Source organism: Paraburkholderia sp. XV, from assembly GCF_020177535.1.
In the GTDB taxonomy this organism is placed as follows: Bacteria; Pseudomonadota; Gammaproteobacteria; order Burkholderiales; family Burkholderiaceae; genus Paraburkholderia; species Paraburkholderia caribensis.
In genome coordinates, this window is record NZ_JAGUUD010000016.1 from 24,069 (window position 1) to 50,937 (window position 26,869).

22 protein-coding genes and 1 pseudogene are annotated in these 26,869 nt (G+C 59.9%); 13 read left to right on the plus strand and 10 right to left on the minus strand.

Annotated features, from left to right (window positions below):
• Positions 1-3: 3 nt before the first annotated feature.
• Positions 4-1,320 carry a c-type cytochrome gene (locus tag KFO72_RS11260; RefSeq protein WP_225032093.1) on the minus strand — a complete coding sequence of 439 codons (1,317 nt, stop codon included), beginning with the start codon at positions 1,318-1,320 and terminating at the stop codon, positions 4-6.
• Positions 1,321-1,485: 165 nt separating this feature from the next.
• Positions 1,486-1,953, minus strand: a complete 468-nt coding sequence (locus KFO72_RS11265; protein ID WP_225032094.1) for a DUF3331 domain-containing protein — start codon at positions 1,951-1,953, stop codon at positions 1,486-1,488.
• A gap of 360 nt (positions 1,954-2,313) precedes the next feature.
• Between KFO72_RS11265 and KFO72_RS42495 the strand changes: the two are divergent.
• The 4 genes and pseudogenes from KFO72_RS42495 to KFO72_RS11285 all read left to right on the plus strand — a co-directional run.
• Positions 2,314-2,397, plus strand: a pseudogene (locus tag KFO72_RS42495) (IS6 family transposase); the annotation flags it as partial.
• A 567-nt stretch (positions 2,398-2,964) separates the two neighbouring features.
• Positions 2,965-3,741, plus strand: coding sequence for an SDR family NAD(P)-dependent oxidoreductase (locus tag KFO72_RS11275; RefSeq protein WP_054931174.1), 777 nt, complete (start codon positions 2,965-2,967; stop codon positions 3,739-3,741).
• Between the two features lie 37 nt (positions 3,742-3,778).
• Positions 3,779-4,525: an SDR family NAD(P)-dependent oxidoreductase gene (locus KFO72_RS11280; protein WP_225032096.1), complete on the plus strand. Its 747-nt coding sequence runs from the start codon at positions 3,779-3,781 to the stop codon at positions 4,523-4,525.
• Positions 4,526-4,669: 144 nt separating this feature from the next.
• The gene (locus tag KFO72_RS11285; protein ID WP_054931175.1) at positions 4,670-6,076 is read left to right on the plus strand and encodes an MFS transporter; all 1,407 of its coding nucleotides are present in this window, start codon (positions 4,670-4,672) and stop codon (positions 6,074-6,076) included.
• A 110-nt stretch (positions 6,077-6,186) separates the two neighbouring features.
• Here KFO72_RS11285 and KFO72_RS11290 read toward each other — a convergent pair whose 3' ends face one another.
• Positions 6,187-7,020, minus strand: coding sequence for an IclR family transcriptional regulator (locus KFO72_RS11290; RefSeq protein WP_225032097.1), 834 nt, complete (start codon positions 7,018-7,020; stop codon positions 6,187-6,189).
• A 301-nt stretch (positions 7,021-7,321) separates the two neighbouring features.
• Between KFO72_RS11290 and KFO72_RS11295 the strand changes: the two genes are divergently transcribed.
• The 6 genes from KFO72_RS11295 to KFO72_RS11320 all read left to right on the plus strand — a co-directional run bounded on the left by KFO72_RS11295 (position 7,322) and on the right by KFO72_RS11320 (position 16,345).
• Positions 7,322-8,023 (plus strand): cyclase family protein, encoded by a 702-nt coding sequence (locus tag KFO72_RS11295; RefSeq protein ID WP_225032098.1) that lies wholly within the window; start codon positions 7,322-7,324, stop codon positions 8,021-8,023.
• A gap of 89 nt (positions 8,024-8,112) precedes the next feature.
• Positions 8,113-9,225 carry a CobW family GTP-binding protein gene (locus KFO72_RS11300; protein WP_225032099.1) on the plus strand — a complete coding sequence of 371 codons (1,113 nt, stop codon included), beginning with the start codon at positions 8,113-8,115 and terminating at the stop codon, positions 9,223-9,225.
• A 17-nt stretch (positions 9,226-9,242) separates the two neighbouring features.
• Positions 9,243-10,691 (plus strand): amidase, encoded by a 1,449-nt coding sequence (locus KFO72_RS11305; RefSeq protein ID WP_225032100.1) that lies wholly within the window; start codon positions 9,243-9,245, stop codon positions 10,689-10,691.
• 253 nt (positions 10,692-10,944) lie between these two features.
• Entirely contained in the window at positions 10,945-12,105 is a 1,161-nt protein-coding gene (locus KFO72_RS11310; protein WP_225032101.1) for an MFS transporter, read from the plus strand.
• Between the two features lie 1,952 nt (positions 12,106-14,057).
• On the plus strand, positions 14,058-15,029 hold the full coding sequence (locus KFO72_RS11315; RefSeq protein WP_225032102.1) for an LLM class oxidoreductase: 972 nt from the start codon (positions 14,058-14,060) through the stop codon (positions 15,027-15,029).
• A 272-nt stretch (positions 15,030-15,301) separates the two neighbouring features.
• A complete protein-coding gene (locus KFO72_RS11320) occupies positions 15,302-16,345 on the plus strand; it encodes an SDR family oxidoreductase (protein ID WP_062918661.1) in 1,044 nt (347 codons plus the stop codon).
• A gap of 606 nt (positions 16,346-16,951) precedes the next feature.
• Here KFO72_RS11320 and KFO72_RS11325 read toward each other — a convergent pair.
• The 3 genes from KFO72_RS11325 to KFO72_RS11335 form a co-directional block, all read right to left on the minus strand.
• Positions 16,952-19,141 (minus strand): TonB-dependent siderophore receptor, encoded by a 2,190-nt coding sequence (locus KFO72_RS11325; protein WP_225032103.1) that lies wholly within the window; start codon positions 19,139-19,141, stop codon positions 16,952-16,954.
• A gap of 383 nt (positions 19,142-19,524) precedes the next feature.
• Positions 19,525-19,935, minus strand: a complete 411-nt coding sequence (locus KFO72_RS11330) for a VOC family protein (protein ID WP_054931184.1) — start codon at positions 19,933-19,935, stop codon at positions 19,525-19,527.
• A complete protein-coding gene (locus KFO72_RS11335) occupies positions 19,932-20,471 on the minus strand; it encodes a helix-turn-helix transcriptional regulator (protein ID WP_225032104.1) in 540 nt (179 codons plus the stop codon). Before KFO72_RS11335 ends, KFO72_RS11330 begins: the two co-directional genes overlap by 4 nt.
• Before the next feature lie 176 nt (positions 20,472-20,647).
• Between KFO72_RS11335 and KFO72_RS11340 the strand changes: the two genes are divergently transcribed.
• Positions 20,648-21,514, plus strand: coding sequence for a hypothetical protein (locus KFO72_RS11340; RefSeq protein WP_225032105.1), 867 nt, complete (start codon positions 20,648-20,650; stop codon positions 21,512-21,514).
• A gap of 18 nt (positions 21,515-21,532) precedes the next feature.
• Here the strand turns inward: KFO72_RS11340 and KFO72_RS11345 are convergent, their stop codons facing one another.
• The gene (locus tag KFO72_RS11345) at positions 21,533-22,390 is read right to left on the minus strand and encodes a LysR substrate-binding domain-containing protein (RefSeq protein ID WP_225032106.1); all 858 of its coding nucleotides are present in this window, start codon (positions 22,388-22,390) and stop codon (positions 21,533-21,535) included.
• A 104-nt stretch (positions 22,391-22,494) separates the two neighbouring features.
• Here KFO72_RS11345 and KFO72_RS11350 point away from each other — a divergent pair, with 104 nt between their 5' ends.
• Positions 22,495-23,796 carry an aspartate aminotransferase family protein gene (locus tag KFO72_RS11350; protein ID WP_054931189.1) on the plus strand — a complete coding sequence of 434 codons (1,302 nt, stop codon included), beginning with the start codon at positions 22,495-22,497 and terminating at the stop codon, positions 23,794-23,796.
• Between the two features lie 24 nt (positions 23,797-23,820).
• Here the strand turns inward: KFO72_RS11350 and KFO72_RS11355 are convergent, their stop codons facing one another.
• Positions 23,821-24,024, minus strand: coding sequence for a hypothetical protein (locus tag KFO72_RS11355; RefSeq protein ID WP_225032107.1), 204 nt, complete (start codon positions 24,022-24,024; stop codon positions 23,821-23,823).
• 23 nt (positions 24,025-24,047) lie between these two features.
• A complete protein-coding gene (gcvA, locus tag KFO72_RS11360; RefSeq protein WP_225032108.1) occupies positions 24,048-24,956 on the minus strand; it encodes a transcriptional regulator GcvA in 909 nt (302 codons plus the stop codon).
• A 241-nt stretch (positions 24,957-25,197) separates the two neighbouring features.
• On the opposite strand from gcvA, the gene KFO72_RS11365 reads away from it, so the two are divergent.
• Positions 25,198-26,118, plus strand: a complete 921-nt coding sequence (locus tag KFO72_RS11365; protein WP_062918667.1) for an AEC family transporter — start codon at positions 25,198-25,200, stop codon at positions 26,116-26,118.
• 13 nt (positions 26,119-26,131) lie between these two features.
• Here KFO72_RS11365 and KFO72_RS11370 read toward each other — a convergent pair whose 3' ends face one another.
• Entirely contained in the window at positions 26,132-26,764 is a 633-nt protein-coding gene (locus tag KFO72_RS11370) for a DsbA family protein (RefSeq protein ID WP_054931233.1), read from the minus strand.
• Positions 26,765-26,869 lie beyond the last annotated feature (105 nt).

The window sequence follows — 26,869 nt, forward strand, 5'->3', positions numbered from 1 at the left end:
GCCTCACTCTTGCCCACGGCCTTGCGCACGTATGGCGGCAACTTTTTTCTCGAGATCGGGCCAAGGTGCGAGGTTGGTGTGCGTCGCGCGAAGATAGGCAGCGATCCGCGCGACGTCTGCATCACTGAATCCATGAATAAATCCCGGCATCACAACGCCAGGCGCGCCTTCCTGCGCGCCGACTCCGTAGAAGATGACCTGGATCAGATTGGTTGGATCTGACAAGCTCACCGCGCTGACGATCGCGAGATCCGGGCGAAGTGGATGTGGGCCGTTGCCGCCGTTGTAATGACAGGATGCGCAGGCGGCCGTATAGAGCCTCACAGCGGGATCGTATTGCTGTCCACGGCCGCCCCGGTCAACAACAAGCGCTCGCTGGATCGCGGGCTGGACTTCTGAGCCGCGCCCAGCGGCATCATTGATATCGGCAAAATAGACAGCGAGCGCCTCGATGTCGGAATCAGGCAGTTTGGCGAGACCCTTGTGAACGACGGGTGACATCGGACCCATCACTGTGCCGTGAAAGCGGCTGATGCCGGTGCGCAAATAGGCAAAGAGCTCCTTCTGCGTCCACGGTACGGGTGAAGGGTTGGCCTTTGTCAGTGGCGGAGCCAGCCAGTTGTCAACCGCGGCACCCGAATAGGCATGTCCGCGCTCTTCGGCGCCCAGGCCGTTGCGCGGCGTGTGACAGGCGCTGCAATGACTGATGCCTTCGGCGAGGTAGGCGCCCCGATTCCATTGCGGCCCACGCGCCGGCTGCGTCTCGAACCGGCCTGGTCGGAAAAACAGCAATTTCCACCCAGCCTGCAAGGCGCGGATGCCTAGCGGGAATGGCAACGTATTTTCGTGCGCCGATGCGTTGACCGGCTCCCGAGTCATGAAATAGGCGTAGAGCGCCGAAATGTCGGCATCCGACATCCTGGTGAAATGGTCATACGGAAATGCGGGAAACAGATGCGATCCGTCGCGCGCCACCCCTTCTTGCATGGCCCGGCGAAAGGCCTCCTCGGACCATGTACCGATTCCCGTCTCCGGATCGGGGGTGATGTTCGTCGAATAGACGGTGCCAAATCCTGTCCGCATCGCATAGCCGCCAGCGAAGGGCCGGCCGCCCTTCGCCGTGTGACACTCCGCGCAAAAACCAGCTGCGGCCAGCACTTCGCCGCGCATGACAAGTTCACGTGCAAAGGCGGATGGGACGGGCGGCGAAATCGGCGCAATCGTTGGTCGCCAGGCAAAATAAAATGCGCCGATGACTCCGATGAGCAGAACAGCCGCCACACCGATAAGAATCCGCTTGAGAATGGGGCTAGTCCACACGATGCACCTTCTTTCCTCCAACGCAGGCTTGCTGGATTCTCATCGCTGCTCCTCGTCGGTTTGTGAATGGACTCACGCGCGCACGCGGGCCACGCCCAGCACCCCATAGGCATCCGTCTACGATCGGGCGCGCCGGGCCGATTTTCCCGCCACCGGTCGATGCTGCTACGTGAGGGTCCCGGTCTCGCAATCCTGGCTGCAGCAACGGTCGAATCCATCGAAAACGGCTGATGCGAGGATCATTCGGTTCCAGTTACCGGGCACACAGGTCGCGGTACGTCGAGGGCGGAATACCCGGTCGCCAAAGGCGATCGGACGGCCGGAAAGCGCGCAAGCGCCCTCGACACGTGCCAGTCCCAGCCGCCAGATCTGGTCAACGTAATGCCCTGTCTGTGAATCGCTCCAGCACACGCTCAAGGTGTGACCGCTCAACACCTCCTGAACGACAATTTGCGACGGTCGCGGCAGCCATTCGACCCAGTCGACACTGCGTTCACGCCGCGAATTACGGCGGCGGAACTTCTGTTTGAACGATGTTTCGACGGCAGGCGTCGCAGGCCGTGCGTCGGGGCACAAAAGGCGCAACAGCGCCAGCTCGAACAGACGAACGTCAGATGGATGACTCATAGTCATATCGATCTCGTTTCATGCGGAAAGGACTCAAACGCAACCCATCGATTTGCTCGATTTCTCTGGAAAATATGTGGAGACCCTTCCGCGGAATTACGGTTGAATTCATGCTCCGCGCCGCGCGCGAGCCGGCCTACCGCGCAGCAAGGCCGTTGACGCGATGACGATAACAACCAGACTAGGCTCTTGCCGGTCGCACTTCTTTCTCATTCCTGCGAAGACGTGTCGGATCTCTGCGCTCCTGCTGCGCGGCTTTCAGTTGCGAAAGTACAGCAGCATTACGCTGTGTCAGGTTGGTCGACAGGCGGCGGTGGAGTGAAGCAATGAACAAGACGAAATTGCTTTACCGCGCTCACCGGCTCCCTGCCATCGAAGCGGCGCGACAAGACCGCGGCCAGGCGCTTCTTTCGACATGTGCTGCGATCAAACCCGGTGCCGCGGAAGGTGTGCATTTCGTCGTCTTCGCCATGCTTATGCTTGTCCATGCAATCCGTCTAACGCCTGCCCAAGAAAGAACACCCAGTGAACGGCCTCGGGGAAAAGAAAGGCCTTACGCTGCGCCTGGGCAACATATCTCGCCGCATCGAAAATGAAACTCTCGACGCAAATTCAAAACCACTGGCAAGCGCTGAAGTCACCATTGAACATGGATAACCCAATAAACGGCCACGCTGCTCGGTGATACTGCTCCATATCGTGGAAATTCCGTTCGTTACCCGGCGGGAACGACGACGGATCGAATCATGCCTCACACATCCACACGAAGCACCCACCTTATAAATAACAACGACTTATCCAAATAAGGCGAGACGGGCGCCGTGGCATATACCGTAGTCCACAATACGGAATTCTTTGTTTTTGACACGCTTGAAAACAAATGTGGTGACTCTATAGTTGACTTCACGTACGAACATGACTGACCAAGGCGGACACTCCGCTACCTACCTCCGCCCAACTCCGAAGTAGCGGTTAGAAAATCGACCTACCAAGACGCAATCTAATGAGGATTCCCCAATGAGTATGACCAGTAGTCGGACCCAAAAAGTGGTTGTGGTCACCGGTGCCGGAATCGGGATCGGACGAGCCACTGCAAAGGCATTCGGCGCGTTGGACTATAGAGTGATCGTCACTGACGTTCTACAGGCAGAAGGAGAGACGGTCGCGGCGCAGATTCGGGAAGCCGGAGGACAAGCCGAGTTCTATCCGCTCGATGTTCGCGACACCAATGCCTGTAACGGACTCGTCGCGACCGTTGAGAAGAAGTATGGTGCAATCGATTCGGTGATCGCAAACGCAGGTATCGCCCATAGAGTTCCTCTCGATGAATTGACGGACGAGAAGTGGGATCTCACGATGGATATCGACCTGAAAGGCGTCTTTCGCATCATTCGCGCAGCGTTGCCGGGAATGAAGCAGAGGAAATCGGGAAGCATCGTGGCTGTATCTTCCATCATGGGCGTCGCCTACGGATGGGATGAACACGCACACTACTCGGCGGCAAAAGCTGGCGTAGTGGGTCTGGTACGCGGCCTCGCCGTCGAGCTGGGACGCCACGGGATCCGCGTCAATGGCCTCGCCCCTGGGTTCATCCGTACTGCGCAGGCACTGTCCGAGCAGCATTCGAAAGGAGAGGCAGGCCTTCAGGCTGTGTCGGCGTCAATCCCGCTCGGCCGTGTCGGTGAGCCGGAAGACATGGCGGATGTCATTACGTTCATGGTGTCGGATAAAGCCCGGTATCTCACAGGACAGACGATTATGGTCGATGGCGGCTTGGCCATCCAGAGCCATTAGCCAATTCAACCGCTCATCATCACGTTTGGAGGAAATCATGGGGAGCCTGGCCGGTAAGACTGCTTTGGTCACAGGCGCGGCGCGCGGAATTGGGCAAGCCATCGCCCTGGCCTTCGCGAAGGAAGGCGCACACGTCGCGGTACTTGATCGCCGGAAAGAAGACGCAGAGCAGACGGCAGCCCGTATCCGCGACCTCGGGGTAAGAGGCGTTGCTATCTCTGCTGATGTTGGCGAAGAATCGCAGGTGAACGCTGCGGTCGATACCGCTATCGCAGCGCTTGGCCGTATCGACATACTGGTCAACAACGCCGGAATCGAGTCCGCATCGCTCGTCGCCGATATGCCAACGGAAATGTGGGACAGGATGATGCTGATTAATCTGCGCAGTGTCTTCCTGTGTTCGCGAGCTGTCCTCCCTGGCATGCGCGCGCGCAAGCACGGACGAATTATCAATATCAGCTCTCAGCTCGCACATAAAGGGGCGAAGGAACTTGCCCACTATGCTGCAGCGAAGGCCGGCGTAATCGGCTTTACACGCTCGCTCGCGTATGAGGTGGCGGACGAGGGAATCACTGCTAACGCGATCTGTCCAGGACCGGTCGACACGGAACTGTTCCGTAGCCTCCCCGAAACGTTTCGACGCGCCAAGCTCGCGGAATTGCCGATCGGACGAGCGGCTTCCGTCGACGAAATCGCACCCGCTGCCGTATTGCTTGCGTCCGACGCCGGATCCTACTTCCTCGGCGCCACGATCAATCCTAACGGCGGCGACTATATGATCTGACGGCTGGCCGTAGCTGAGACGTTATCCACGCTCAAGCTACGGCTCACAGACCGACCAGGCAAGTGACTAAACTAGTTATTTCGCCATCCTAATTACATCTGAAGAAACACTTACTTTTGCCGTAAGGCGAAGGAGTATTTTTAAATGGCCAAGTTAAAAAGGACCTTTGACTTTCGGGTCGATCCGATACTGCCGAGTGACGTAAAGCGAGCCACCATTGTCGCGTTCTTCGCGTGGGTGTTCGCCGTCTATGACTTCATCCTGTTTGGCACGCTCCTTCCCGAGATTGGCGCTCATTACAAGTGGGACGCCGCGGAGCAAGCCGAAATAGCAACGTTGGTTGCGGCTGGAACCGCTCTGATCGCGTTTGTAATTGGGCCGATTCTCGACAAGGCAGGACGCAAGAACAGCCTCCTGTTCACCGTCGCAGGCGCGGCGGTCTGCTCCGGGCTCACTGTGGTCGGCGGATCTCTCGGGCGCTGGCCCCTGATTTTGATCCGCTCGCTTTCTGGTCTCGGGTATGCAGAAGAGACGGTCAATGCCACGTATTTGAACGAACTTTACACTGCGGCCAACGACGCGCGACTGAACAAGCGCAAAGGCTTCATTTATAGCCTGGTACAGGGTGGCTGGCCGATCGGCGCGCTCGTCGCCGCAGGCCTCACGGCTTTGCTGTTGCCGCGTGTAGGTTGGCAAGGATGCTTCGTCTTTGCGACGTTCCCTGCAATCGTCATTTTCTTCATGACGCGTCGTTTGAAGGAGAGCCCCCAGTTCCTGGTGCACAAGCACGTGAAGCATCTTCGTGACTCCGGCGAGGAAGAAGCTGCCCGCAAGATAGCAGCGCGTCACGGGATCGATTACGAACAACATTCTTCGGCTGGAATTGGGGCGGCCTTTCGCGGCGAATCGCTCCGACCCACGCTGGTTCTCGGCGGCGGCTTCCTCTTGAACTGGTCCGCCATTCAAGTCTTCGGCGTACTCGGCACGACGGTTTTGACGCAAGTCCACAACGTTTCATTCGAGAACTCACTGTTGATCCTCGTCCTGTCGAACGTGGTCGGCTACCTTGGTTATCTTTCGCACGGCTTCATTGGCGACAAGATCGGTCGGCGAAATACTCTGGCGCTTGGATGGATGCTTGGCGGCTTCGCATTCGCGGGGATGCTCTATGGTCCTCATGACCTCTACGTCGTGGTCGGGCTCTACAGCCTCGGCCTGTTCTTCCTGAATGGCCCGTACGCCGCGGCATTGTTCTTTATCGGCGAGAGCTATCCGACCGCAATTCGCGGCACCGGCAGCGCAATTGTCCATGCGATGGGGCCGATTGGCGCAATTTTCGCTGGCCTTGGTATCACGGCGGCACTCAGTTCGGGAAGCGACTGGCTCCACGCAGGTCTGTTCTTCGGCGCAGTTCCGTGCTTCCTCTCCGGTTTGCTGATCTTCGCGACGCGTCACGTTGATCCGGAACAGCATACGTGGAGCGAGGCAGTGCATGAACCGAGCTTTGTGAAGGCGCAGGAAGCTGGCCGCTATGACACAGTAATCGAATAAGCCAAATCAATCTGACGCCAGGCGCCGGGATCAAACAACCGTGCGCCTGCGTTTTGTCCCATGTTCCGCCGCCAATTACGAGACTGCGTCGCCTCTGCCGAGTCACGCGGCTAGACGCGTCCGCGCAGGTCCGAGATGTCGAGGTTAGCCTGGTGCACGAGGTTCTGAATTTCGCGCGACTCAGTGCGTAGAAGTGAAACCAGTTCTTGCTGGCGCGCTTGCGACAGACTGCCAGCAAGTGCAGTAACGCTAAGCGCGGCCAGCGGAGCACCAGCACTGTCCCGGATGACTGTGCCCACTCCGCTGAGACCGGGAATAAGACTACTGTCGTGCGTTGCGTACCCGACGTCCTGAGAGTGCTTCACGATCTTCAGCAATGACGGCACGGACAACCCGCCATAGGTGAAGAGCCGCTTCGCGTTTGCGTGGCAAATTCGGGAAATCTCGTCATCTGGGAGGAGCATCAGCAGCGCAAGACTTCCTGCGCCCACCCCCAGCGGTCGATGCACACCGATCTGTATGGCCGGTACAGTCACGGGCTCGCCGCCCTCGGCTCTCGCGATCGAAATGGCGTCCGAGTCGCTACGAATGGTCAAGAACGCGATGTCCCCGGTCGACTGGGCGAGCCGCTTCAACGACGGCTCGCAGATCGCCTGCAACTTGAACTGCGTTGCAGCGGTCAGTCCGAGTTCGTACAAGCCGTGGCCGAGCAAATACCGGCGCGTTTGTGGGTGCTGCATGACCAGCCCTTCCCTCACCAAACAGCTCAAGATTCGGTGGATAGTCGGACGCTCCAGCTTCAACTGAGTGGCCAGGTCCGATAAGCGCAAACCGTGCACGCTGAATGACGCGATCTCTCGCAAGATCCGAGCCGCGCGTTCGATGCTTTGTGTTCCCGATCCTTTGTTCATCGCTGACGATTGGCTCCCGATATCAATATCCATGTCGCTACATTCCCATTAAAGCAATCATCCTACACGCTTATAGTCCACAAAGCGGACTCATTTTTAGCGGTGCCCCGTTGTTCTTGGTAATTTGGGAGGTTATGGTTGTATCGAACGAACAGCGTTGATTAATCAGGGACTTGAGGATGGTTCCAGAGCGCTGACCCATGACCGATGGCCGCTAGAACTGTTGGTCATCTTCAGCCGTTGTCCGTATTGCGGATCTACGGCACAGAAGGTGCGCAGCGCATGCGCCCACCACCCCGCTCACTTCTGGAAAGAGACATTAGGGAGACTCACCATGCCGCAACGAATCGTCGATCTGACATTGACCCTGGCGGACAACATGCCCGCACACAAGCTGTTTCAGCGGCCCATCATTGCGCCTCACCTTACTCACGAAAAGTCACTCTCATTGGGCTTGGGCGTGCCAGAGGACCCGATGACTTTCGCGACCACCTTCATCAGCACCTTGGATCACATCGCAACGCACGTTGACGCCTTTTATCACACGAACCCGAAAGGCCAGCCAGTCGACGAGATGCCGCTGTCGATGTTCATGGGCAAAGCGGTCTGCCTGGACATGATGCACATCCCTGACCTTGGTGACATCGACGTCAGAGATCTTGAGGAAGGTGAAGAGAAGGCAGGCGTGAAGATCGACGGCCACATTGTGCTGATGAATACCGGTCTCCATAAGCGACACTATCCAGATCTGAAGGTCGTGTGGAGTAACCCAGGTCTGACTGCTGAAGCAACCCATTGGCTTGCGGATCGCGGCTCCAAGCTGCACGGAGTAGAGGGACCGTCCACGGACAAACCTTCGCATAACCTGTTTCCGAGCCATCGCGTATGTCGCGACCGGGGAATTACTCATTACGAGTGGCTGGTCAATCTCGAGGAACTGGTCGGTAAAGGTGAGTTCATGTTTTTCGGGCCGCCGCTCAAGATCCAAAACGGAAGCGGCTCGCCTGTCCGCGCCTGGGCCGTCCTCAACGACTGATCCTTGTCAAACCGGTGTACTGAGCAAGCAAAAGGGAATCTGATACGGGTTCCCTGCCGCACAACCACGCAATCGTGCAGGGCAATACCATGAACGCCTCCGCTGACAACGATCAACGCATCCCCATCACTCTTCTTACAGGTTTTCTCGGCGCAGGAAAATCAACCTTGGTGAACCACATTCTGTCGAACCCCGACTCGGGAAAAATCGCGGTCATCGTGAACGAGTTTGGGGAAGTCGGTATCGACGGCGATCTGATCAACAGGGCCTCGGAAGACATGTTGGAACTGAGTAACGGATGCATCTGTTGTTCCAGCAAGGATGACCTCATCGAGTCGCTGTACAAGCTATATATGCGAAAAGCGGGACTTTCAGAGCCCAGGATCGAGTTTGATCGTGTGCTTATAGAGACCACAGGGATCGCAAATCCTCTCCCGCTTGCGCAAGCTTTCTACAGCGATATGTCGCTGAGCCTTACCTACCGCCTGGACGCTATCGTCACGCTGGTCGACCTGAGACACGTGAAAGATCAGTTGCAGAACGCGCCGGAGGCAGAGCGGCAGATTGCACTTGCAGACAAGATCATATTCAACAAGCGCGATTTGGTCGATGACGAGCAATATCACTCGGCAATCTCACTGGTACAAGCACTGAATCCGATTGCAGCGAAGACTACCACCAGTTTCAGCGACGTGGCTGCCACCGACTTGCTGGACCTCGGTTTATTTGATCCAAGCACACGCGAAGAAGCAGTCGCAAGCTGGATCGGCATGGAGAGTGAATCGGAAAGCGCGTCCGAGAACGCGTCCTGTACCTTGTGCGCTTCTGGAGAACATCACGACCACCATGATCGGCTACATCCTCATGCTGACGTGTCGTCTGTAAGTTTTCGTGAGCCTGAGGCAGTTGATTATGAAAAATTTCTCGCATTTTTGACGGAGCTGACGCAGAGCTACGGTACGAATCTTTATCGCGTCAAAGGATTGATCAAGTTCTCTGGAGCGGACCGTCCCGTCATCGTACAGGGCGTTCAGACCGTCTTCAGCCCCCTTACCTACGCGGAGGCGTGGCCTCGAGGCCTATCAGAGACTCGCTTCGTCGTAATTGGAAAGCGCCTCGAACGGGAGAGGATCATTGCAGGTTTCAGATCCTGCATCGCGAATGAATGCGACGTCGTAAAAGACGGCGTGATCATGATCTAAGAAGAAGATCTTTGACAATGTACTCATCCGATTTCACCACCGCGCTCGAAATGCGCGATTCAATTGCGAGGAAACAGATCTCGCCTGTCGAGTTATTGAAGGACGTCTACGAGCGCATCGACGCGCTTGAGCCGAAGTTAAACTGCTTCACAACGTTGACTCCGGAACTTGCCTTCGAAAGCGCTCGACGCGCTGAGCAGGCCGTCATGAGAGGCGAGTCACTCGGGCCACTGCACGGGCTTCCCGTCTCGGTCAAAGATCTCATCGCTGTCGGCGGCGTTCGCCAAACCTTTGGTTCAAGGGTAATGGCGGACAACCTCGCCGCCGGCGACGCCCCTTCAGTTGAGCGGATTAAAGCTGCTGGAGCCTGCATCGTCGGCAAGACAACAACCAGCGAGTTCGGGTGCAAAGCCGTTGGGGACTCGCCGCTCACGGGCGTTACCCGAAACCCATGGGATCTGTCCAAGACTCCCGGAGGCTCCAGTTGTGGCGCCGCAGCGAGCGTCGCGGCCGGCGTCACTCCGTTTGCCCTGGGCACGGACGGCGGCGGCTCAATTCGCGCCCCGGCCTCATTTTGCGGAGTTTTCGGAATTAAGCCTCAATTTGCGCGTGTACCTGTGTTTCCTGTTTCAGCAACACCTACACTAGGTCATGTCGGCCCCCTCGCAAGGAGCGTTCGGGACGCAGCATTGTTGCTGTCAGTCATTGCCGGTGGAGACCGACGCGATCCGTTCTCGCAGCAAGGCCCCGTTCCAGATTTCCTGGGCGCGTGCGAACACGGCGTCGAAGGCATGCGCATCGCGTGGAGTCCAACTCTTGGATACGCAAGGGCGGACTCCGAGGTCGTGAAGATCGCCGAAACTGCACTCCGCACGTTCGAGGATATGGGTTGTGAAGTCGTCGTTCTAGAGAATGGAATTGGAGATGACCCGGCCGACATATGGACGGCTGAGTTCTATGCTGGAGTCGGCACCAGTTTGAGACACGTACTTCTTGAGTCCCGGGAACTACTGGACCGGGCGGTAGCCGGAGTACTAGACAATGCCCTCGAGCAAAGCCTGTTGCAGTATTACGGTCGTGTTTTCGAACGCTACCAATTCCGCGAGAGGGTGCGGACCATATTTGAACCTTTCGACCTTCTGCTGTCGCCTACTGTTCCAATACCGGCATGTGATATTGGCATCGAGATTCCCGGGCAAGCGCAGGGAAGAAACCTTTGCACCTGGCAGTGCTATACCTACCCGTTCAACCTGACCGGTCAGCCCGCCGCGTCGATCCCAGTCGGCTTTACAACCAGCGGACTCCCCGTAGGCCTGCAAATGGTCGCCAAAACCGGCTGCGAGACTGACATTTTCCGCGCGGCCGCTGCGTTCGAGGTTGCTCGACCCTGGCTTCACAAAGCACCACCCTTAAACGGGGAACGGACTGCGAATATTCAAGAACAGGATCGTGTCCGTCACTTATAGTAGATAGCGCTCGGATCGGCTTGTCGTGCAGCTCTTGGGCCGGCGGCGATCAAGATCGACGACGCTTGATGACATGAGTCCGATAACGAACTCCGCAACTTCTTTGGACCAAGACCTGATTGCCGATACGAGCGCCTGCTGGCCGTCGCCGATCCAGCACCTAAGCGCGACGAATGATCCGGCAGCATGCGAAAATCCGTGCACATAGTGTGCTGATAGATGTACATCTTTCTCTAATTCGTGTCGACTTCGCATGCAGGCTTATCTCGCAGTTGCGCTGGTGTTCATGATCAACATGGCAGGCACGACGCTGCCCACGGCGATCTACCATGATTACCAGACGGCCTTCGGCTTTAGTCCGGCGACCATCACGGTGATCTTCGCGTCTTATGCGGTCGGCGTGCTCGGCGCGTTGCTGACGATGGGAAACTGGTCCGATCTGCTCGGTCGCAAGCGCATGCTGATGACGGGTCTCGCGGCATCCGCTGTCTCCGCCTTGACGTTTCTTTTTGCCGACTGCCTCGCCATGCTCCTGCTCGGACGCCTCATCTCAGGCATCTCGGCGGGTATCTTTACCGGCACGGCGACTGTTGCAGTCATTGAATCCAGTCCGCCCGAATCGCGTGCGAAAGCGATGCTCGCTGCGACGTCATCGAACATGTTGGGACTCGGCCTCGGACCCGTGCTGAGCGGCGCGCTCGTCGAATTCGCGCCTTGGCCGATGCGTCTTTCCTACGTCGTGCACATCGCCTTGTTGCTAATCGCCGTGCTGTTGCTGCGCAGCGCGCCGGAGACCGTGCGCGTTGCCGAGCATCCGAAGCTGCGGATGCAGCGCCTCGCGCTGCCGCGTGAGGTGCGTGCCGCGTTCCTTCCCGCGGCCTTGTCGGGTTTTGCGGGATTCGTCGTCGTCGGCTTCTTCACCGCTGTGTCGCCGCAACTGATGCGCAATGTGCTCGGCTACGGCAGCAGCTTGCTGATCGGGCTCGCTGTGTTTCTGATCTTCCTCTGCTCGGCGATCGGGCAGGCGGTCGAGAAGCGCATCGCGAGGAAATGGCGCCCGCGTGTCGGTTGCGCGGCGCTCGTGGTCGGTTTGGTGTGTCTAGGCGTGTGCGCGTGGCTGCGCTCGACCACTGCGTTCGTGATCGGAACAATGCTGTGTGGAATCGGGCAAGGAATCAGCTTCCGGGCGTCATTGAGTGAGTTGTCGATTCGCAGCCCGGCCGAGCGCAAGGCCGAAGTGACATCGGCCTTTTTCGTGGTGCTCTACGTGGCGATATCCCTACCGGTGATCGGCATCGGCGTCGCGGTGCAGAGCCTCGGCATCGCGCGCGCGACGATCATGTTTGCCGTGATCACGATCGTCATCGTGCTGATATCGCTCGTGCTGCTGCGGCGGGTGGAGAAGGCGCAGTGATGCGGAATCCCTTTCGAGGAAATAACCTACCCCTAGCGAAGCTAGCTTAGCTTCCCTGATAAATATCGCACGACAGTCCGATCACGCACGGTTGACCTCCCCGGGTTTTGCCATAACCATTCCGTCCGCCGGGCTGGGCGCCGTAGTCCCAGATATTGTCGCGGTCCTTCGGTCTCGCCGACTGGGTTGCATTCGTCGGCTGCTGCCCGGATGACTGGTCAACAGTGCCCGACGGCTGCATTCCTTGAGCGTCGGCGGCACCAGCCGCCGCGAGCAGAAATATCGCAACGACTGCGGACGGTTGCACTCTCATTTCATCACCTCTTCGTAGTCAACGGGTCGCGTCAGCGACACCGGTTTAGCTGGGGAACAAGTCCCCACGAGAGAACGGACGACTGAACCGTCGCTTCAAGTGAGCCGCGCCGAGAAAGCCTGATCGACGCGAAAAGAGATTGGCCCTTGAGCGCAGCCAAGATCTACTTCATACCCCGCGTCTATCGCCAGCAACTATTTCGAACTCGAGCTTCCCGAGCGAACAAGCGGTCGCTATGACGCCATTTCCGCTTGCTCTTGTAGTCGGGCGAGCCTGTCGCGTGTCGAGGCACATCGGCTGTCAGAATTTTCCAGACCCCGAAAGAATGGCACCGCATACGGTAAGCCGGACCAAGAATTTCGTTCCCGCTCAAGACGGACATCCGCTGCTTTCCGACTTGGTTCACGCTTTAACCCCATCCAAAGAAAACGTAGCATCACTTAGCTTGAGCTGCCGCGCTTTGCTGTCAGGCGCGTCGAGGCGCTTGAGGCGTCTCTTGCGAAAGCGCCCCCCGCCATGACAAACGCCCGGCAGAGGACGCGACCATCGGTCGCAACTTTATGTTTGCGCCTTAAACTACGTTGAATCTCCATCGGCATGTAGTGATCGCCTCTGCAAGTATGTTATAGCGCAGGAAATGACACAGGGTTAGCGAATAATTGATTCAGCTATCCGGATAATGTGGAGAAGGCCTTTGGCGGCTAGATCAAGTTGGCCGCAGCTAGTTGCTCTGCGCTCCAACTTCGCTATCTGATCATCGTTCTAAGCGTGTCACAGCCTGGAAATTTGACCGATCGCCTTGCAGCGTCCCGACTACCAATGAAGGGGTTTTGTAGCCCCGTTGCACCAAAGAGCGCGTCGCTCTGCTGGTCTTTCATCGCGAAACAATCCAGATGACTCACTCGTTTGTTCTCAGCTCTGCTATTGAACCTGTCACCAACGTCTCTACGCCAGCCACGCCGTGTGCCCGCACACATCCGTCGACAGTACAGTGTGCCCGCTGTCATTTCTTCCCGGCGCGTGCGCAGTTATGTCGAAATACCGATCCAGTAATTGCGCGACGAAGCAAAATTTCGACATGTTTTGGCAGGAACTGGAAAGAAACGCCGCCCCCCTCCAGCCTACACTTAGACTTGGGGTTGAAATGATTTCGCAATGCCTGCGGGACGGTCATGGCGCGTCGATGCTTGGCTTCGACCGTTTCAGGAGCGGGGCCACCGCAGGAACGGGCGTTGAGTCGATGCATCGTATTCGCAAGGGGCAACTTCGCATGACCGCTTGTACCTCAAAGATGCCATCAATCCCTACCGGCTGGAATGCGACCCTGACTGTTCAATACGGTATCCTTATCTGTTTCGCTTATTGCCGAAATCATCTATTTGCATCACAACCTTCTCCAGTACGCGGCGCTACTGCCCGCACGGGAAAGTGCTGGTGCTCGCTTTTGATCGCAAACACGCGCTGGCGTTGGTCAAACACGACGCCGACTACATAGTGCAGGGAAATCTTGGAGTCCGCCCTGCTGCTAGCCGTCGGGCTGTGCGTTCCAGGTGGCTTTGAAAGCGCTGATTAGATACTTGCTCACAGGCGTTTTTTCGGCCCCTCATGAATCTATATTTTGAAATATGTGGGCCAGAGCATGTTTACTCCGAGTTCCATTCCCTATCAGCAACAATCAGGCTTTCAGCGCACCTACCGCCAAGGCCGCCTGAGCCTGGGTCTTTTCTTTCCGCTCGAAGCCTTCACGGGCGATACGCCGAGTATGCTCGACCAGGTGAGCCTGGCCCAACGTGCCGAAAAGCTGGGTTTCTCTGCCCTCTGGTTTCGCGACGTGCCATTACGCGACCCCAGCTTCGGTGATTCGGGCCAGGTCTTCGATACCTGGGTCTACCTGGGTTTTATGGCGGCACACACTCGCTCGATCGCGCTGGGTACGGCGTCGGTCATCCTGCCAATCCGCAATCCCCTACACACCGCCAAAGCGGCGACCAGTGTCGATCAGCTCAGTGGTGGCCGCCTGCTACTCGGCGTGGCTTCCGGTGACCGTCCAGTAGAGTTTCCAGCATTCGGTGTCGACCCGGAGCAACGCGGCAGCCTGTTCCGCGAATACCTCGAGGTATTTCGCGCGGTTCAGCTCACCAGTTTCGTGCCTTTGGCCTGGTCCGGCGGCAGGCTTGAGGGTGCAGATCTGATTCCCAAGCCAACCACGGCGGAGATTCCTTTCTTCGTCACCGGCCATAGCCGCCAGACGCTGGAGTGGATCGCCCGCAGCAGCCATGGCTGGATCACCTATCCGCGTGTACCGAACGCTCAGCAGATGATTGTCGAGCGCTGGCGCACGGCGGTTCGTGCCGAATGTGGTGAACAGTTCAAACCCTTCACCCAGTCTCTATACATTGACCTGACAGATAACCCGCAGATACCACCGCGGCCGATCCACCTTGGCTATCAACTGGGGCGATATCACCTGATCGCGCTGCTGCACAGCTTGCAGGAGGAGGTCGGCGTTAACCATGTGATCGTCAATCTGAAATTAGGTCAACGCCCCGCAGGGGAGGTCATCGAGGAGCTCGGTGAGTTCGTTCTGCCTGACTTCGTCATGTCAACGTGAGCCGGCATCGTGCTGGAAAGCGACGACGGGCGCTTTCTATCCGGTCACGTCCACGCGCGGCGCATCGGCACTGCCCGTTCAAGGTGGGCAAAACCTAACCAAGGGAGGCCAGGGTGCGAGCCTCGATACTCTCGCGCGGCGCGACTCCCGGCTGCGTATGGGATCCTCGAAAGGGGCGGTACGCAGGGTGAAGCGGGCACCGCCGAGTAGCAGATGCCGAAGTCGCGATTGGCTGAATATTCTCGTCACGAATCTCTGGAGAGCGGACGAACATGAAAACGGTAGTCGTAGCCGGCGCGGTCGGCGTTATCGGACGCGGAGTACTCGTGCACTATGAAACCAAGGGCGTCGATCTGGTAGCCGTTTCCCGACGCGCACCTGATTTCCCGACGCGTGCCAGGCATTTGGCGGTCGACTTGCTTGACAGAGAGTCGTGCGAGGCGCTACTTGCACAAGTACCCGAAGCGACGCATCTCGTGTTCGCAGCCTACCAGGAGAAGCCGACGCCTGCGGAACTGGTCGAGGTGAATCTGCGGATGTTGAAGAACATGGTTGAGGTCATGGAGAAGCACGCTCCGAACCTGCAGCACGTCACCCTTATGCAGGGAGGCAAGGCATACGGCGTGCATATTGGCCCGTTTCCGTCGCCCGCGAAGGAGAGCGACCCGCGTCATATGCCACCGAACTTCTATTACGACCAGGAGGATTTTCTTCGGGAACGTTCAGTCGGCAAATCATGGTCCTGGACTGCATTTCGTCCCGAGGGTGTTGCAGGAATTGCCGTGGGCAATCCCATGAATCTGCTGATGGTGATTGCTGTCTATGGAACATTAGCGAAGGCCCTGGGCGTTCCAATGTCTTTTCCCGGCTCGCGTGCCGCTTACGACGCGCTCTATCAGATTACGGATACTCGAATTCTCGCGAGCGCCGTCGATTGGGCAGGCGAGACCGATGCATGCCGAGGCGAGATTTACAACATCACGAATGGTGACTACTTCAGATGGTCTCGCGTCTGGCCGCGTCTGGCGGAGTTTTTCGATGTGTCGGTCGGTGAGCCGTTCCCGATGCTGTTACAGCAGATGATGCCCGACAAGGCAGAACTGTGGAACAGGCTGGTCAAGAAGCACAACCTTCGAGACTACCCGTACGACCAAATCGTGTCGTGGAAATTTGGCGACATGATTTTCAAAACGACCTTTGACAACATTTCTAGCACGATAAAGGCGCGCAAACATGGCTTTCATGATTGCATCGATTCAGAGGAAATGTATATCGAGATGCTGACCGATCTCAGGGAGCAACGTTATATTCCCTGAAGGTTCTGTCGTGCGAAGGCCGTCATATGAAAATCCGGCGACCGAAACTGGCGACGCATCCGCGTCTGGCGGGCACTCCATGGCGAGGAGCGCGAGCTTGTGTTCCGACAGGGCATTCTGCCTTACCGTACCGGTCAACTCTTCCCTCTACGCGCACGGAACAGCAGGCGGCGTCATTGACAATAGACCGTCCTCGGCCCAACTGGGAAACGCCTGCACCTCGCGGCCACACGTCCTCGTGTCTGGCGGCCTCGTGGACCGACGCATGATTCCCCGACGGAACCGCTTCCCGCAACGCCTCATCTCGCCCGGGTAGCGCGTTTTCAGCCGCGCGAACTGTCCGCGCATGGTTTGCGTGTCCGGCCGGTTTGTCACCACGGCTGGAGAATCATCGTGACCCCGTGCTGGCGCAGCAACGTTGGGAGTCCGGTTGAACCGACCATGTGCAAAGCACCTACGATTATGAGTCCAGGGACTGGTTGACGAACGCCCTATGTGCCGTACGACGTGGCAGGCTTTCAGTAAGCGGCTTCTCCCTCTTCGTGCTCTTCTCGCTCGCGGAACGGCGGCGTGCGCCACTGCTTCGCGAGCGGGTTCGACGCATGCTTACCAGTGGTAATTCATGCCCGCAAAAACCTGGCGTCCATAACCGAACGCGCACCAGCTTCCGTAGTAGCACGACGCGACATATTCCTTGTTGAACAGGTTCTGCGCGTTCACGTAGATTTCGGCACCCTTCAACTGCGAAGCAGCACGGCCGAGATCGTAGCGCGCCGTGGCGTCGACGAGGAAGAAGCTCTGCACCTTGAAACTGTTGTCGCTGCTGTAGGTCGTGCCCGTGTAGCGGCCGCCCGCACCCAGCGACAGACCGGCAAGCGGACCCCGGTCGATCGTGTAGTACGCCCACAACGAGGCCTGATTCTGCGGGATGGCAGCCAGATGCTTGCCTTCGAGCCCGCTGTTGTCCTTCGTGTAGACGGTGTTCAGGTATGTGTAGCTCGCCGTGACGTCCAACGAGTTGGTCAGGCTGACCTTCCCTTCGAGCTCGACGCCGCGCGAGCGCGCCTCGCCCGCTTGCGACTGGAAGTTCGGGTTCGCCGCGTCCGTCGTCAGCAGATTCGAGCGCGTCAGGCTGAATAGCGCTGCCGTGAACATCGCGTTGTAGCCCTTCGGCTGGAACTTCACGCCGACTTCATACTGATGGCCGCGCTCGGGATCGAACGCCTTGCCGTTGATGTCGGTGCCCGCCTGCGGCGTGAACGACTGCGTGTAGCTGACATACGGCGCGATGCCGTTGTTGAACACATACGTCAGGCCGGCGCGGCCCGTGAACGCGCGATCGAACTGGTGTGACGCGGTATCGTAGGTCGTGTTGCGCGTGTCGCTGCTGGCCCAGTCCTCGCGTCCGCCCAGCGTGAGGATGACGTTGCCCAGACGCGCCTGATCCTGTGCGTACACGCCGTACTGCGTGCCGCTGAGGATCTGATGGTAGCGGTCGGGCGCCGTGATCGTCTGGTAATACGTGGGCGCGAACAGGTCGATCGACGGCGCCGTGCCGAAGCCGGCGTCGAAGTTGCTCGCGTAGTGCTGGTAATCGAAACCGACCAGCAGCGTATGGTCGATCGGCCCCGTGGAGAAATTGCCTTCCACCTGGTTGTCGATCGCGAAGGTGTTCAGATTATCCAGCGATGCCGCCGTCCCGCGGTCGAGCGTGCGCAGATCGTCTTCGAGCGCGGAGCCATAGACGCTCTTGTAGTCCTGCGCGAGATGCAGGAAGCGGGCGTTCGAGCGGAACGACCATTTGTCCGTCAGACGCCGGTCGAACTTGTAGCCGATCGACTCCTGCACGCGATTGAAACTCTCGAAGTTCGGGTCGCCGTCGTAGAAGTTGCCCGGCAGCTTGCCGTTCGGGTTGAACAGCACCGTGCCTTGCGGCGGCACGCTGCCGTACGACGTGCTGCGCGGATCGTGCTGATAGAGGCCGAACAGCGTCAACGACGTCGCGTTGTCCGGGTGCCACGTGAACGTCGGCGCAAACGCGATGCGCTCGTTCTTCGTCATGTTGACCTGGCCGTCTTCCTTGCGCGCGATCCCCGTCACGCGAAACAGATAGCGGTCGTCGCCGGCAATCGGGCCGGAGAGATCGAATTTACCCTGCACATGGCCATAGTTGCCGAATTCGACGCCGACTTCGTGCAGCGGCTGCACGGTCGGCATCTTGCTCTCCATATCCAGCAGGCCGCCCGCCGCCGCCTGGCCGTACAGCACCGAGACCGGCCCCTTCACGACTTCGACGCGCTCCATCATGTACGGGTCGAGCTGCGGCACGGCGTACCAGTTGTTGCCGATCAGCTTCAGGCCGTTCCAGTACGTGTCGGCGTCGAAGCCGCGCACTTTCAGCATGTCGTAGCGCGTCGCGATGCCGCCGCGCGTCTCCGGCGTCACGCCCGAGGTGTAACGCACGACGGCGTTCAGCGTCTGCGCATTCTGCTGGTCGATCTGATCGCGGGTGATCACCGACACGGACTGCGGCGTCTCCAGAATCGGCGTGCCGGACTTCGTTGCGCTCGAGTTCCATTCCGCGACGTAGCCGTGTGTCGGCCCATACGGCTGGTCCTGGTCGTTCTGTGCGCTCACGCTGACGGCCGGGAGCGTGGCTTCTGCCTGGCTGTCCGCCGGTTTGGGCACAGGCGGCGTGTCCGTGGACTGCGCCCCTGCGTGATGGGTCGCGAACGCAAGCAGAACGGCGATCGTAAGGGGCCGCAGTACAGTCGAATTGATCTTTCCCGTTTTCATTTTCCTCTTGCCAGCCTCATAAATGCGAATGATTATTATTCGCGACGCATTTTGGCCTGCCGTTTCGCATTTGTAAAGTTGTGTTGGAAAATTGTTGGGTATGCGCGTCGGCTAAAAATCCGATTTCCCTGCGGACATTGCTCGATGCGAACTGACGGAAAGGTCCGCAGCGCCCCCATCGGGCGATGGTTGCGGTCGCACCTTTTTGCCACAGGCGGCGACATGTCAGCCGATCATTGGGATGGCGCCGCCGGCCGCGTCGAAACAACGGCCGGCCGCTGACCGGGACGCTTCAGCGAGCGCCGCGCGGCAAGGTTGCCGGTAGGAGGATGGGTAGTGGTGAGCGCGCCGCGTCGGGTGTCGGCCTGGCGCGTTTGATCTCGTTAGGTCGCGGGGGCCTGGATCATTTTCCAGCCGTTGCCGGCGGGGTCGCGGAAACCGGCATCGACGCTGCCGAAGCGCTCCACCGGCTCCTGGATGAACTCGACGCCCCGTGCCTTCAGTTGCGCATAGCTCGCGCGGCAGTCAGCCACCGCAAGCACAAGGGGCGGCATGGCGCCCTTCGCAATCATGGCGCGCAGCGTTTGAGCCGTGGCCTCGTCATGCACGGGCGGGCCGGGCGTAAACAGGCCGAGCTGGAACGAAGGCTGTTCCGGATGCTGCACCGTGAGCCACCGATACGCGCCGTTGCGCACGTCCGTATGGATGCGAAATCCGAGCTTGTCGACATAGAACGCGAGCGCTTCGTCCTGATCGTCGACATACAGGCCCACTACGTTGATTCCCTGGTTCATTTCGACATCTCCTCGATAGGTGGTCGAAATGTACCTTTCGCCTTGCGTCGGCGCTTCTCCAAAACTGCTGTAGTGAGGTCCGGCCGCTGCGCGGCCTTCAGAATGCACGCCGGCACATGGGCAAGCTGGCGCCCGTTGGCACGCGCCTCGACGCGCATCGCGCCGGGGCTTCGGCCCGTCACGTCGCGAAACGTGCGGCCAAACGTGCCGAGGCTCTCCCAGCCGGTGGCGAAGGCAATTTCCGTGATGGTGAGCCCGGTGTCGCGAAGCAGTGTCGTAGCTTGCTCGATGCGCCGGGTCAGCAGGTATCGATGCGGCGGAACGCCGAAGGCTCGTTTGAAGCAGCGCGCGAAATGGGCCGTGGAAACACCGCCGATCCCGGCAAGGCGCTCGACGGGCCAGGCCTCGTGCGAGGCTGCATCCATGCGGTCTTTGGCGCGCAGCAGGCGGCGCAGCAGAGCTGGGTCTCGCAACGGGTCATCGACCGCTTCGGCCGGCGGGTGCGCGTCGTGGTCGTGGTCGTTGCGAGCGTGCATGGTGGCGGGAACGGGCGGCGAGAGGCTAGTTTAGGCCGACCGCCAGCACCCGCAAAGCGGCGCCTGCTTCGCGCCATGCTGCTGCCGTTCGCGTCGGCGCGCCTGTCATCGCTTCGAATCGACGACTATCCGATCCAGGGCAGCACGTCGCTGTTACTTTGGAAAGAGAGGTCGGCATGTTCAAGAGTCGAGTGACAGGAACGGGACAACACGCATCGCTGCCCGCCACGCATACCGGCACGAAGGACGATAAAGCGACACTCGACAATCAAACGCGACGGTCCGCTGCGCCGTCGCAATTCAGTCCGTTGCTCGCGCGAAGAGGCAGCAGCAGTTCGATCTCGTCCGAGGGTTCGTCGTCGGGCGACACCGAAGCGTCCGGCGACGAGTCGGACGTGGGCAGTCCCGCATCGTTTCGCCACGCGAGTTTCTCGACATCGGATTCGCGCGCGCGCTCGCCGACAGGCCGATATTTCGAGAGCCACACGTCGTTGAGCGACTTCGTCAGCGAAGACTTCGAGAAGCGGCATCTCGCCGCGAGCGACGAAGAAGCGAAGACCAACGCCAGGCAGCGGCTCACCGGCAACTCCCGTCTGACAAACAGCACCGTGGTGGTGCTTTCCAGCGAGGACAGAAACACACTGCGCGACGAATTGAAGTTTCGAAACGAAACCGGCCACTTCAAAACGTGGCCGTCAGGCAAGATCGACGGCGTGGATCATCGGCTCGTCGCCACCGACCACAATCCGCCCAGCAAGCCCGGCAAGCCGGTCAAGGAAGGGCCAGTCGAGAACCTGACGTACCGGACCAATCATCCTTATCGGTTCTACAACATGAAGAAAGGCGATAGCGAACCTGTGGAAGACAGCGGCCATCTGCTCTACAACGTCACAGAAAATGGACATACGCGTGTCGCTTCGCATCTGACGGGAATCGATCCCGTCAACCTCGATGAAAACGGAAAGGCGACTCCAAAACCCGGTTATGAGCAGTACACGACAACGCTCAAGCGAATGGATGACAAGAAACAGGCGGACGGTTGAACGACAGCGCGCCGCCCATCACAGCACCGGCAGCATCAGGCGGATGTGCTCCGCAAACGCTGCCGTCAACAGCGACGGACGCGCCCTCGCGAACTTCAGCGAAACACCGATAGCAGGCAACGCCGGAAGCCCGGCATCGGCATTGAGCACGCTCAGATCGGCGGGCACCGCCGTCTGCGTCATGACGGCGAACGCCTGCCCCGAGCGAACCAGCGCGATGAGACCCGCCAGACTGCTGCTCGCATACGCGATGCGGTAGGACCTGCCCGCGCGTTGCAGCGCGTCGCGGGCCGCGATGTGATCAAGCGTGTCCGGGTCGGAAAGCGCCAGCGGCAACGGTTCGAAATCCGCCGTGTCCAGCCCCGGATAACCAATCCAGACAAGTTGCTCGCGTCGAATGATGTCGTCGTGCGCGCCCCCTTCGGGCAACGAAATCATCGCGAGATCCACCGCGCGCTTTTCAAGCCGCTCCAGCAGCCGTGGCGTCGGCCCGCACACGACTTCGACCAGCGCCTGCGGATGCTGGCTCGAAAACTGCCGCAACAAGGGCGGCAGGAACACAGCGGCATAGTCGTCCGGACAACCGAAGCGGATCGTTCCCGACAGCCCCTTGCCGGATAGATCGGCCATCGCTTCATCGTGCAGCCGCAAGATACGTTGCGCGTGAATCAGCAGACGCTCGCCGGGATTCGTCAGCACCACGCCCCGGCCGGTACGCTGAAAGAGCGGCTGATCGACGATCTCTTCGAGCCGCTTCATCTGCTGGCTCAACGCCGACTGCGTTCGGCCGACCCGTCCGGCGGCGCGGCTGAACGCCCGTACCTCGGCGATCACGGCAAACGACCGCAACAAATCGATCTCCAGAGCAAGACTCAAGATATTAGATCCTCTTCTATCTCACATTAAAACTATTCGATTCTATAAAACCAGAGAGCCGCCTAGACTGCAAGCTATTCCCACCCTCGGCGAGGAGAAGCACGGTGTCCAACAATAACGACGCAGCCTTCTGGCACAACGCCCGGCAACACCTGATCCGCTACGGCGGCACGTTCGAGCCGATGATCATCGAGCGCGCGCAGGGCAGCTTCGTCTATGACGCGGACGGCCGCGCGATCCTCGATTTCACGTCGGGACAGATGAGCGCGGTGTTGGGGCACAGCCATCCCGAGATCGTGTCGGTGATCAGCGAGTACGCCGGCAAACTGGACCACCTGTTCAGCGGCATGCTCTCGCGCCCGGTCGTCGATCTGGCCACCCGGCTGGCCGACATCACGCCCGACGGACTCGACCGCGCGCTGCTGCTCAGCACGGGCGCGGAATCGAACGAAGCGGCCATTCGGATGGCGAAGCTCGTCACCGGGAAATACGAAATTGTCGGCTTTGCGCAGTCGTGGCACGGCATGACGGGCGCCGCCGCGTCCGCCACCTATAGCGCGGGCCGCAAGGGCGTCGGTCCCGCTGCCGTCGGCTCGTTCGCCATCCCCGCGCCGTTTCTGTACCGGCCGCGTTTCGAGCGCGACGGTCATTACGATTACCTCGCCGAACTGGACTATGCGTTCGATCTCATCGATCGTCAGTCGAGCGGCAATCTGGCGGCCTTCATCGCCGAGCCGATCCTCAGTTCGGGCGGCATCATCGAGCTTCCCGAAGGCTACATGGCGGCGCTCAAGCGCAAATGCGAAGAGCGCGGCATGCTGCTGATTCTCGACGAGGCGCAAACGGGCGTGGGCCGCACGGGCACGATGTTCGCCTGCCAGCGCGACGGCGTGACACCCGACATCCTCACGCTGTCGAAGACGCTCGGCGCCGGTTTGCCGCTCGCGGCCATCGTGACGTCCGCGCAAATCGAAGAGCGCGCGCACGAACTCGGCTACCTGTTCTACACGACGCACGTCTCCGATCCGCTGCCTGCCGCAGTCGGTCTGCGCGTGCTCGACGTGGTTCAGCGCGAAGGGCTGGTGGCGCGGGCCAATGTGATGGGGGACCGGCTCAGGCGTGGGCTGCTCGATCTGATGGAGCGCTTCGAATGCATCGGCGACGTGCGCGGGCGCGGCTTGCTGCTGGGCATGGAGATCGTCAAGGACCGCCGCACCAAAGAACCTGCCGACGGACTCGGCGCGAAGATCACCCGCGAGTGCATGAATCTGGGGCTCAGCATGAACATCGTACAGTTGCCCGGCATGGGCGGCGTGTTCCGGATCGCGCCGCCGTTGACGGTGCGCGAGGAAGAAATCGATCTGGGTCTGGAGTTGCTCGGGGAAGCTATCCGGCGCTCGGTGTAGTCCGTCGAGCGCGGGCAACGCGCGTCATACCACGCCGCCCACCCGAAACACCGCGACCTGCCGGGTCAGGTCGCGCGACTGTTCGTCGAGCAGTTGAGCGGCCGCGCTGGCCTGCTCGACGAGCGCCGCGTTCTGCTGCGGGATCGAATCCATCATGCCGAGCGCGGCATCCACCTGTTCGGTCCCGGTGCGTTGTTCTTCGGCGTCGGCGGCAATGCCGCTCATCATCTCCGTGATACGGCAAATCTGGATCACGTCCTCGAAAATGCCGAAGAATCGCGGCCTTCCCGTTCAAGCCATGCACAAAACGTGATGACCAGTTCATCCGCAGACTTCGCGTCCGGCACATACATGCAATAGCTGCGCGACGGCAAACGCGGATGATCGAACGGGATGACGAGCCGGCCCGCGGCGAGGTCGTCGGCGATCAGCGCGGTCGGCCCCATTGCAATGCCGATACCATCGACGGCAGCCTGCAGCGCGAGATAGAAGTGATCGAACGTGAGGTTGGCGGCGGGGACGAGTGCGGGCATCTCGACCTTCGTCAGCCAGTTCGGCCAGAGGCGCGGCAGACTCGACGTGTGCAGGAGCGTGTGCTGACGCAGATCGTCGAACGTTCGAAGGGGGATGCGTTCGAGCAGCGCCGGACTGCAGACGGGAATCCTTTCCTCGGAAAGGAACGGCCGCATCGTGTAGCCGTAAAACGTATCCGGGCCGCCGCGGATGATCACGTCGTAAGTCTCTTTCAGGTTTTCCAGCGGTTCGTTCGACGTTTCCAGCGTCACGTCGATTTCCGGATGCGCGTCACGAAAGCGCGCGAGCCGCGGCACCAGCCAGCGCAGCGTGAAGCTCGCCACGCCATTGACGGTCAGCGTGCGCGGCACCCGTCCCGCTACGCCGTATCTCGCGGTGGCCTGCGCGAGCTGCTCGAACATCGGGCCAATCTCATCGAGGTAGGCCTTTGCGGCCGGTGTAAGCTCGACGCGCCGGTTGTGCCGCTCGAACAGCGGCGCGCCGAGCCACGCTTCGAGCAGACGCACCTGCTGGCTCACCGCGCCATGCGTGACGTGCAATTCCGCGGCGGCGTCCTTGAAGCTGCCCAACCGGCCGGCAGCCTCGAAAGCGCGCAACGCATTGAGCGGAGGCAAGGCTCGTTTCATTCGGGTTAGTTTATTTAGCGCGAATGGCCAATTTATCCGGTTTGCCGGGTCGTCACAAGATAGATATCCTCGTGTCAGATCACGGGGAGCGAACCATGTCCGCAGGCGTCATGCTGCTCGTGCTGCTCGCCGCGTTGCTACTCTTTGGTCTAAAGGTTAGGATCGGCCCGGCACATCACCCGCGAAATCTTGCACACACAACTGCATCCGGACGTCCCATCTACACAGGCGGAGCGCCATCATGCACATCGCAAGTCTGATATTGCCGATCTTCGCGATCATCCTGACGGGCTGGGTGGCCCGCATATCGGGCTATCTGCCGCACACGGTCGCGGGGCCGCTGATGCAGTTCGCCTACTACGTCGCGATGCCGGCGCTCGTCTTCCTGACCGTCGCCAAAGAGCCGCTCGAATCGCTGCTGGAGTGGCGCTTCCTCGCCGCGTTCGGCGCGGGCTCGCTGATCTGCTTCGCCGCCGCGCTCGTCGTCGCACGCATCGTGTTGCACGCGAGCCTCGGCAAAAGCGCCATGCTCGGCGCAATCGTTTCGATGACCAACACGGGCTTCGTCGCGCTGCCCATTCTCAGAGCGCTGCAAGGTCAGCATGGCGTGCTCGCCGCAGCCGTCGCGACGGTGTTTGTGGGCGCAATCATGTTTCCCGCCCTCGTCGTGCTGCTCGAAGTCGATCAGCAAAGCGGTTCGCACAAGATGCGCGGCAGCGCGCTCGCCAAGCAGATCGGTACGAACCCGGTGATTCTCGCGACGATCCTCGGCTTGCTGTGGTCGGTCAGCGGGCTCACGCTGCCCGCGCCCGCCGTCACCTACCTCGGCATCCTCGGTGAAGCGTTGACGCCTTGCGCGCTGTTCGCCATCGGCCTCGACCTGTCGATCGACGAACTGCGCGGCCATCCGGGCCGCTACGCGTTGCTCGCGGCACTCAAGCTGATTGCGATGCCGCTCGTCGTGTATGGCCTGTGCGTAGCGGTCGGGCTGAACAGAACGACGACCCTCGCGGCAGTGATCTGCGCCGCCGTGCCGACGGCCAAGAGCGCCTACGTGCTTGCGGTCGAGTACGACGTCGAAAAGACATCGACAGGCGCCGCCATTTCGACGACGACGCTGTTTTCGATCGTGACGCTGCTGGCGTGGCTCTACGTGCTTTAGATAGACGCCGCTGCTATGCGGCCAGTGACTCGAGCGCGCGGGTGACCTGCCCGGCCGTTGCATAGCCCGAAGTGAGCCGGCCAATCTTCCCGTCCACCTCGACGAACAACGACGGAAAGCCTTGCACGCCCAGGCGGCGCGTCAGAGCGAAATCCTGCTGCGCGGCATCGATTGCCTCGTCCGAGCTGAACACTTCGAAGAACGCATCGGCCGTCACGGCGATGTCCTGCTCGGCGATCGCCTTCGCGCCGATTTCGGCGAGCACGTCGCCATCCGTCGTATCGAGTCCGTCGACGTAAAACGCGCGTTGAAACGCACGGAACACCTTCAGCAGATCGACGCCGGGCGCGACCATCCGCGCCGCCACGACAGCGCGGCAAACCGGCTCCGTATCGTAGACAAAGTCCTTGCGCGCCATCAGCGCTTCGCGGTTGAACTCCGCGCCGCTCATCTGCTCGACGCGCGCCCAATGCGTGAGCCTGAACTGTTTCGCCGCGTCGTCGAGCACCTGGGTCGATCCCGCCGCCATGCCGCCCACGACCACCTGCACGTCGAGATCCGGCATGCTTTGCGCAATCGCGCTCATTTCCTTGCCGAAGCCATAGCACCACGAGCACATCGGGTCGCCGACAAATATCAGTTTCATACGCTGTTCCATTCTCATCTGATCGGGCGCGGCCCGGCGGACCGCGCGTATCAGTCGGCGACGCATCGCCGACGCTCGGGCCGACTATACGTTCGACGCGCGAAG